The 277-nt window shown below is 56.7% G+C and carries 1 protein-coding gene and 1 pseudogene; both read left to right on the top strand.

What is annotated here, in order from left to right; genetic code table 11:
• On the top strand, window positions 1-183 hold a 183-nt coding region (locus tag HMPREF2604_RS04780), incomplete at its 5' end, for a hypothetical protein (protein ID WP_070563658.1).
• Window positions 183-277: pseudogene (locus tag HMPREF2604_RS14480) on the top strand (recombinase family protein); the annotation flags it as partial. The gene HMPREF2604_RS04780 and the pseudogene HMPREF2604_RS14480, both read left to right, overlap by 1 nt.

Genomic DNA, 277 nt, shown 5'->3' with positions numbered 1-277 from the left:
CTGCATGGTGGGTTGTCGTCGGGGCAGCAGGCGTTGGGCAGGATTGTGCAATCCTTGCTCGCTGACGCTGATGCCCTCGACGGTATTCAGCTTTATGCCCTCTCGGATGCAATCGAGTCTTATCGTGATGCGGTCATAGAACAGGAGAATGCTGCCTTTAACCCCTCGCGGGGCGAAGACTAATGGCCAACGACTCCGGCTCCCGTGGGCAGCGGGTGGGCTATATCCGTGTTTCGACGGTGGAGCAGAATAATCAGCGCCAGAAAGAACTACTCAA

Source organism: Corynebacterium sp. HMSC055A01, from assembly GCF_001809405.1.
GTDB lineage: Bacteria > Actinomycetota > Actinomycetes > Mycobacteriales > Mycobacteriaceae > Corynebacterium > Corynebacterium hesseae.
The sequence above is the reverse complement of the archived record's forward strand: the minus strand, read 5'-3'. Positions and strand labels throughout refer to the sequence as shown.